At 33.4% G+C, this 8649-nt stretch carries 4 protein-coding genes; all 4 read right to left on the bottom strand.

The window, feature by feature from the left end:
• On the bottom strand, window positions 1-717 hold a 717-nt coding region (locus PHC28_RS11915), incomplete at its 3' end, for an alkaline phosphatase family protein (RefSeq protein ID WP_300100578.1).
• 29 nt (window positions 718-746) lie between these two features.
• Window positions 747-2252 carry a SusD/RagB family nutrient-binding outer membrane lipoprotein gene (locus tag PHC28_RS11910; RefSeq protein ID WP_300100575.1) on the bottom strand — a complete coding sequence of 502 codons (1506 nt, stop codon included), beginning with the start codon at window positions 2250-2252 and terminating at the stop codon, window positions 747-749.
• Between the two features lie 10 nt (window positions 2253-2262).
• Window positions 2263-5346 carry a SusC/RagA family TonB-linked outer membrane protein gene (locus tag PHC28_RS11905; RefSeq protein WP_300100570.1) on the bottom strand — a complete coding sequence of 1028 codons (3084 nt, stop codon included), beginning with the start codon at window positions 5344-5346 and terminating at the stop codon, window positions 2263-2265.
• A gap of 457 nt (window positions 5347-5803) precedes the next feature.
• Window positions 5804-8398 carry a bifunctional YncE family protein/alkaline phosphatase family protein gene (locus PHC28_RS11900; protein ID WP_300100567.1) on the bottom strand — a complete coding sequence of 865 codons (2595 nt, stop codon included), beginning with the start codon at window positions 8396-8398 and terminating at the stop codon, window positions 5804-5806.
• Window positions 8399-8649 lie beyond the last annotated feature (251 nt).

The following is an 8649-nucleotide window of genomic DNA, read 5'->3' as shown; positions in this document are numbered from 1 at the left end:
TTTCAAAGATTCTCCACCATGACCGTGACCAATTCCCCCATGATCCGAAGTGACAATAACCATCGTTTCATCAGCAATACCAGCTTTTTGAATTGCTTGAAATAATAATCCTAACAAGGCATCCGCCTTTTCGACTGATTTGTAATATTCTGGGCTGCCGTGGCCATATTCATGACCTGCATGATCTATATGATCAAAATGGATGAATGTGAAAGTCGGTTTTTTAGCGATGATGTATTCGCTTGCAACTCTTGCAGTTTCATCTTCTGTTTTTGGATTTACATCATAATCAACAGCACTTTTTTCGAATAAACGCCCAAAGCCATCCCAGTGATAAATTGCTCCAATTTCAGCGTTTGGTATTTGTTGATTTATTAAAGAAAAAATCGTTGGAAATAAAAAATATTCACTTTGCACAATTGCTGGTAAAGTGAAATTATCTTTTTCCCAATCATTAGATGTAATGCCGTGTTGCTCAGGACCTGCTCCCATAATCATAGAAGCCCAATTGGTACTTGAACTTGTAGGTAACACAGCTCTGGCATGAAGAGTAGAAGCACCTTCTTGCATAATCTTATGAAAATTAGGTGTTTGGGCGCGTTCTATACCATCAGGACTCAATCCGTCAAAACCAATGATAACAACATATTTTACTTTGGCTGGTTTTAGATTTTTCTGCGAAAAACATGACCACAGGGAGAGCATCCCTATGGTCATAATTAAATATTTTAATTTATGCATCTTGATTATTTGAGCAACCACATTGTAGCATTGATGTCGTCAGATCCATCGTATTGGCTAGTTAATGCTGCATTAACATTTGTTTTATTGGTTTCAAATTCACTTTGCGGGTATTTCCAACGGTTAGGAATTTTTCCTCCATTGTTATTGGCTGGACCAACATTAAATGCTGGAACACCTGTTCTTCTATAATTAAAATAGGATTCTCTCTCCGAGTTTTGAAAAAAGGCAACATACTTTTGGTTAAGAATTTGCTCTAAACCTAATGTGTTATTTCCTTTATAAATAATATTTGAACTTGTTAAGAAAGTGTCAATATCGTTAGCTGAAACAGAATAAAATTCCATCGATGCTCTAATTCCTTGGTTGTAATATGTGGCAGCATTACCAGTTATCCAACCTCTATTGATTGCTTCAGCTATTCCAAACTGTTGCTCAGCATATCCAATTAATATATAATCTTCTCCACTGAAATTGCTATAATATCTATTTTCGTTAGGATAAGAAAATTTACCTTGGTCAGATGCTACTTGCATAGCTCCTTGATCATCACCTGTATTTGTAGCAATATAAGCATTTAAGTTTAATGGATCATTTGCATCGAAATAAAACTGGGCAGGGTCAGCTACTTTATAGATTCTTGGATCATTATTTTGTTTTAAAATATTCAAATAAGTTCCTCCCATAATATTTCTGTTTCTATTGAAACCATAGTTACTTGGGTTTAAAGCATATTGATTTCCATTTTCATCAGCAAATTGACGCGCCATATTATCACTTGCTCCAGTCATTAATGGATACTTTGTTGGGTTTGATATAATCTGGTTAAATTGATTAACAACATCTATTTCAGCTGTTTTTTTACTCAATCCTATTAGAACTCTTAAACGAAATGCATTGATGGTTTTTTGCCATTTGCTTAAATCGCCTTTGAATAAAAAATCGCCTTCAACATTTCCAGTACCAACTTCATTTTGTGCCAATGTTATCTGATCATTTGACGCTTCAAGAAGGGATAATATTTCAATGTATATATCCTTTTGACTGTCGTATTTAGGTTGAGTGATTTTTTCAGCAGTATTTGCTTTTAATGCTTCCGACATTGGAATATCACCCATTCGTTTAGTCATATAGTCTAAAAAGTAGGCTTTAAAAAACTTAGCTAATGCGCCATATTTGTTTTTAGTATCTAAATTTTCAGATTCTTTTTCCATAGCTACGACATTTGACAATGTGGTATAACGAAAAGGAGCAGATCCCCAATTATAATCTTGGCTTCCATAATAATCAAAAGAGATTACCCAAAATTGATTGTCTCTTTGCGCATCAGACCAAGGACCTTCATCATCAACGTTATTCATAACTCTCAGTGCTTCTGACATTAGCATTGATGGAGGAACACTCGTGGCTCTGTTTGGGTCATTTGCCAATTGATCAAAATTTGTACATGAACTAACCAGCAAAATCATTGCAATGATTAGTATGTTTTTATAATTATTTATTGTTTTCATTTTTGTTTTTTTAAAATTTTAAGTTTAAGTTAATACCATAACTTTTTACTGTAGGTGTTTGTAAAGGAGATGTACCTTCTTTGACAAATTGATCTAAATCAATATTTTTGTGTTTAGAAAAATACAATAAATCTCTACCTATCAAAGAAATTGAAGCATCGTTAATAAATGATTCTTTTAGAACTGATTTTGGAAAATTATAGGATATACTTACTTCTCTTAGTTTAAAGAAAGTTTTATCTATAATATTAGCTGCAGTATTTCCATTATACGATTTAGCAAAATCTTGATAATAAATTTTTGTAGTGTTTGGTGCAAAAGTTCGTGTATCTGACAATGTATTTCCTTGACCGTCTGTCAATAATTCTCCTCCAGTAACAACAACACCATCCGTTACATATGATTTAACACCTATGACATCATTAGCTCTTTCTGGAGTATCACTACCTTCATGAGTTCCACTTTGCCACATTTTTTTGTTTACATAATTTTCGATTTTTCCGCCATATCTTCCGTCAAAACTAAAGTTTAATGCAAAGCTTTTATAACTAACATTATTAGTAACACCTAATGTCCAGTCGGGATTGTAATAACCCACTTTAGTTTGGTATGAATTTGTTAAAGGTTTACCATTACTACCTACAATTAGGGTTCCGTCATTAGTTCTCATAAAATCATTGATGTAAAATCCATCAACACGATCCCCAATATTAATTTTTCCGTTATTGGTAATGCCTGGATAAACTTCTTTTAAATATTCTTTATAAGTGGACCAGTTTACATTAAAATCCCAACTGAAATTTTCACTTTTTACTGGTTTTACAAAGAATGAAACCTCAGTACCTTTAGTTTTAGTGGTAATACCGTTTTGTTTACTTCCTAGATATCCAGATGTTTCTGAGTATTTTAAATCGAAGATTTGTGGACCATTTGTATTTTCAAAGTAAGTCACATCGAATCCAAATCTGTTTTTAAACATTTTAGTTTCTAAACCAAATTCCATTGATGAGTTAAATGCAGGTTTTAAATTAGGGTTTGACAATATCTCCCCAACATAAGCTGCGCTATAAGTAGAACCATTTATTGTAAAAGGATCTCTTAATCTATAAGTATCAAGGTTACTATATATATCTAATGAACCACCTACCTTGGCGTATGAGCTTCTAACTTTCAAGTAATCAACATTAGGGATTTTAACTACCTCACTTAATATTGCACTTACACCTACTGAAGGATAGAAGAAAGTGTTGTTTTGTTTTGGTAATCTTGAGTCTTTGTCAAATCTTCCTGTAGCTCCTAAAAACAAGAATGATTTATAAGACATATCTAATGAACCATACATACTATTTGTCTCAAAATGACTATTGTAATTTGTTGGTTGTACAGGACTTTGAGTATTACTTAAGTTATATAAACCAGGAATAATTAAATAGTTTGTGGTAGCGTATGAATTTCTATATTTTTCAGTGTTAGTATTGACTCCAACAGTAGCTTTAATGTCAAAATTTTGGATTGTTTTGTTATAATTCAACATCAAATCCGAATAGGTTTCAAATTTATAGTCATATTGTTCTTTGTAATCCCCTTGTGCTTTTTCTCTTCCATAAGTAGTCATAGAATAAGGGAATTTTTCGTTTCTGAACAAGTTACTCACTGCCGAATTAGTTCTTAAAACCATATCAAAATCATTATTAAATTTATGATTCAAACTGATTTGACCAGAATAGTCATTTTTATAATAACCTCTTAACCATTCATAAGCCATAAAATATGGATTATTATATCGAGTATATTCAAAATTCATTTGTTGCAATCCCTCTTTTCCTTTTTGCCAGTAGTTTCTTAAATCTCTAACATCATAATCTGGACCTCCCCAAATAATCATATTATATAAATAACTATTTGGACCGTATTGCACATTTGGATTGTTTGGAGACGTTTGGAAATTAAAATTTGAACTCGCATCAACCCAAGTATTATCACTAAGATTGTATCTACCGCTTAAATTATAGTTGTAAATATTCAATTTTGTATTTGGATTAATACCTTTTTGATAGGTATTGGAAACTGAAAAACGAATATTGCCTTTATCAGATGAAGCAGCCAAAGCTAAGTTGTTAGTGATTAGAAATCCATCTTCCATAAAGTTGGTAAAATTATTTTTACCTCTCGCTACCCACGGAGTTGGAATTAAATCACCATTAGCATCTAATGGACTATCATATTGAGTAATTAATTGCCCATCAAACTTTGGTCCCCATTGATCATAATCGGCATCATTGATTCCTCCTCCTTTACCGTCTTTAAACGCGTATTGCCCATAAGAACCAGGACCATAATTACTTTGTGTTTTAGGAATTGCATTGAAACCAGATTGAAACAAAGAATTATGATTATACTCTACAACAAAGCCTTTAGTGTTTTTTGTTCCTCTTTTTGTAGTAATTTGTATAGCACCATTTACTCCAGCTGAACCATATAAAGCTGCTGCATTTGCTCCTTTTAATACATTGACACTTTCAATATCGTCAGGGCTAATGTTGTAGGTGTCTGTTGCCAACGGAACTCCATCTACAACTACAATAGGTTTTTTTCCACGTAAATATAATTGAGGGCTTGTAAAAAATTCTGATGATGCAGCAACAATTAATCCAGATACTTTACCTGCTAAGGAATTCATAACATTAGCATCTCTTCCTTTTGCCAAATCACCTTGCACTTCTTGAACAGAATAGCCAAGTTTTTTCTTTTCTTTTTTAATACCTAAAGCAGTCACGACTACTTCTTGTAAACTTTCAGAATTTGCTTTAAGTACAATCAAAGTACTTGTTGATTTTGATGGATTAAAATCAACTGAATTGTAACCAATGTAGGAGATGGTAAGAATCTCATTTCCTTTTGGCAATTGAATTTCAAAATCACCATTCAAGTCAGTTTCTACTCCCATAGTACTTCCTTTAATAAGTACAGTTGCCCCAGGCAATGTTCCTTTTTGGTCGTCAACTACCTTACCTTTAAAAGTAGTTTTTTGAGCCATAATTAATGATGTCGTCAACATCAATAATGCAATCATACATGTTTTTAATTTTTTCATCGGATACTTAAATAGTTACTATTAGTAAATTTTACTTCGCAAATTTGCTAAATAATTTACTATTAGTAAATATTTTGACTTTATGAAATCTTTAACAAGGCTTTATAATTTCGTTAATTAAATGTTATTTAATATGAAAAAAAGCTTAAAAAGGTAGAGAATATTGTAATGGAGGACATAGATAAACCCTATCGTTTTATAAAAACAACAACATAATTGAAGAATTCTAAAATTAGGAAAATAGTAACTAATGAGAATCAAGAGCTGAATTTGTAACTTTTTGGTATTTAAGACAAACCTAACAGGTTTTAGAAACCTGTTAGGTCTAATCCGATTGGTATTTAAGACAAACCTAACAGGTTTTAGAAACCTGTTAGGTCTAATCCGAAGAATAGTAGTGTTTTATTTCAATCCTTGATTCGCAATAATATGTAAAAACAAAGGATATGAATAAATGCTATTTCTTTTTCTCCCTGTTTTCTAAACGGTTTTTATCCTGTTCTTTGCTTTCTTGGAACATATCTTCTTCATCATCAATTTTTGTAGAACTTTTAACCGATTTCCAATCCAATTTTTCATCAAAAGGAGATAATGCTTTTTGAGAACTAAAAATTTTGGAATCAACTTCTAAGGCATTGTAAGGAGTGTAGTTTGGGATAGTATCAAAAATATCGCTCAAATCGGTTGCGCCAGCATCATATTGGTTTAAGTAGGGCATATCCAAAATATTCCAAAACGATTTAAACAAACTTCCAAAACTATAATGAACATGACTCACATAATCCTTTTTTACCCAAGGAGAAATTAGCATAAGTATACTTCGGTGTGCATCAATATGATCTACACCATTTTGGGCATCATCTTCAGTAATTACGATTAGCATATTTTTCCAATAAGGCGTTTTTGAAAGGAATTCGACAATACGTCCCACGGCCAAATCATTGTCGGCCATATAACTTTCTCTGAACGGGTATCCAGCCTCTGGACGCTCATCAGCTCCGTGGTCATTGGGGATAATAACGGTTGTGAACGGTGGCATAACTTCATTTCCACCCATCCATTTTGCATTAAATTCTTTAATAAATTGACTAATCCTAAACTGATCTGGTATGTCTGTGTTGAAGGTTGGATACATTTTCGAAGTCCTGTCAAAAAGAGGTTTTGGCATTGGAAAATTAACAAATTGCTTGATGCCCGTGTATTTATATTCAGGTTTGTAAAGAGCGGGTTCAAACATAATACTAAAACCAAAATTATAAAAATCTACGTTATGGCGTCCTAAATGATCCCACAAAGAACCAGCCTCATTATAATCTTCTGGATAAATGGCTCCTGCCGATCCATTCATTGCAAAAACACCAGGTGCTTTTGAATCCTCCTTAAAGGTTCTGTTTCCTCCATAACTTGCTGCTGTTGCGGTTTCGCACCATTCGTTGGGATAGGTGTTCGTTAGCCATCGATGACCATCAGCTGAAACATCAGAATCCACATAGAAATTATCCGAAATACTGAATTGTCTTGCCAAAGCCAAGTGGTTAGGCATAACTGTAACATTGGAAAGTGAGTCTGTTTTTTCTTTATTTGTAAAAGAAGAATTAGCTCCATATCGTGCTATTGTAGCATCTCCATTTCCTTTTTTTACTTGTCCAAAAATTTCATCATAAGTCCTATTTTCCTTCGAAATAAATACGATGTGTTTTATTGGACTTTCTTTTTCTCCTGGATAAAGAGGCACCGGATTATTTTCTCTTTTTTTGAAAATTGGATCTGCGGCATCCGTAAATTTGAAGTTATTTGAAACTACTTTTTGAGTCAATTTTTCCAATTCTTCATCCATTGGAATAGCTACCACTTGCACAGTTCCTTTCATTAATGATCCAATGTAGCTGCCATCAGCACTCAGTTTATAAGAAGCTCCTCCATTAGGACCACTACCAAAACCTTTGGCATTAGCAATAATTAGTTTTTTTCCATCATTGCTTACCTCAATTTTCGAAGGAAACCATCCAGTAGGAATATGTCCCAAAACCTTTTGGTCAGAAACATTAATTACTGCAATGGCATTTATTCCAGCTTCGGCAGCATACAATCGCTTTTGGTCTGGACTCAAAGCCAATCCAAAAGGAATAACGCCTCGAAATTGTTTCATTCGAGCATCTGGTTTAAGAGAAATAGTATTGACAACCGAATCTTTTTCGATAGAAATCACTGAAATGTTATCGTTGGTTCCGTTGCTAACAAACACATAATCATTTGTGGCTACAATCGAGTTGGGACTTGAACCTCCCACGGCAGGAATTCCTTCGACTAATGCTCCAACCAAATGTCCAGTTTTAATTTTTGCAACTACTTTGGGTTGCTGTAAATTTTCAAGATTAATTGCAAAAACAGAAAAAGCATCGATAGCATTCATTTCTCCTAGACCTTTAATAGAAACCGAATCATTTTCGATTCCATTTATCATTTCTTTCGAACCATACTCAAAAGCAGGGTAGCTGATAGCTTTTATCTTGGCATCTTTTCCTTTTCTGTCTTTTATGTAGGAGTATTCAAACATTCCTACATTGGCAACATAAGCCTTTTTTTCATCTGGCGACAAACAAATCCCAAAAGGATAACGACCTACAGGAACAGAATATTTAAGTTTTCGAGTTTTTGTATCCAAAACAACCATTCTAAAACCAATTTGATCAACAGCATAAAGTGTTTTTCCATCTTTAGACATCTTCATATCCCCAATGTATCCATGGGAATAATCAATTTCTTCAGAGTTGAAAGAGCAATTTATAGAATCCTTTTTGGCACCAGAATTCACGTCAAACAAATAAATTTTGTTCGTTTGTCCACCCGAAACATAGATGGTTTGGTTGTCGGGCGAAATGGCTAAACCCATAAATACCGAAGCCAAAACACCTTTGTCAGTCGCAGGACCAGGAGGAACTTGTTGTATTTCGGGATTTTTTGATAAAATATTCCTGATAATCGTGATTGATAGGGGATTGGTACCTGAATTAGCAGTAACGGCAACATTCCCGTTTGGACTTAAAGTCAATCCATAAGGGTGTGGCGCAGTCGTAATGTTATTTCCTCCGGGAGTTATAAATCGACCATTTGGAATTACTGTTTTTCCGTTTTTATCAATTTTTGTAACTTGATTTCCACTTGGAGACGAAACTATCCACAGTGGTTTATTGGTTTGAATATTCTTAATACTGAAGCAGTTAAAAGGAATAGAAGTAGTAATTGAAAGATAGTTTTCATAAATTTTTATAAAAGGAATTTTATTAGCATAAATGTATTAAA

This window comes from Flavobacterium sp., assembly GCF_028712645.1.
Classification (GTDB): domain Bacteria; phylum Bacteroidota; class Bacteroidia; order Flavobacteriales; family Flavobacteriaceae; genus Flavobacterium.
Note: the sequence above shows the minus strand (reverse complement) of the source record. Positions and strands in the feature narration are given on the sequence as shown.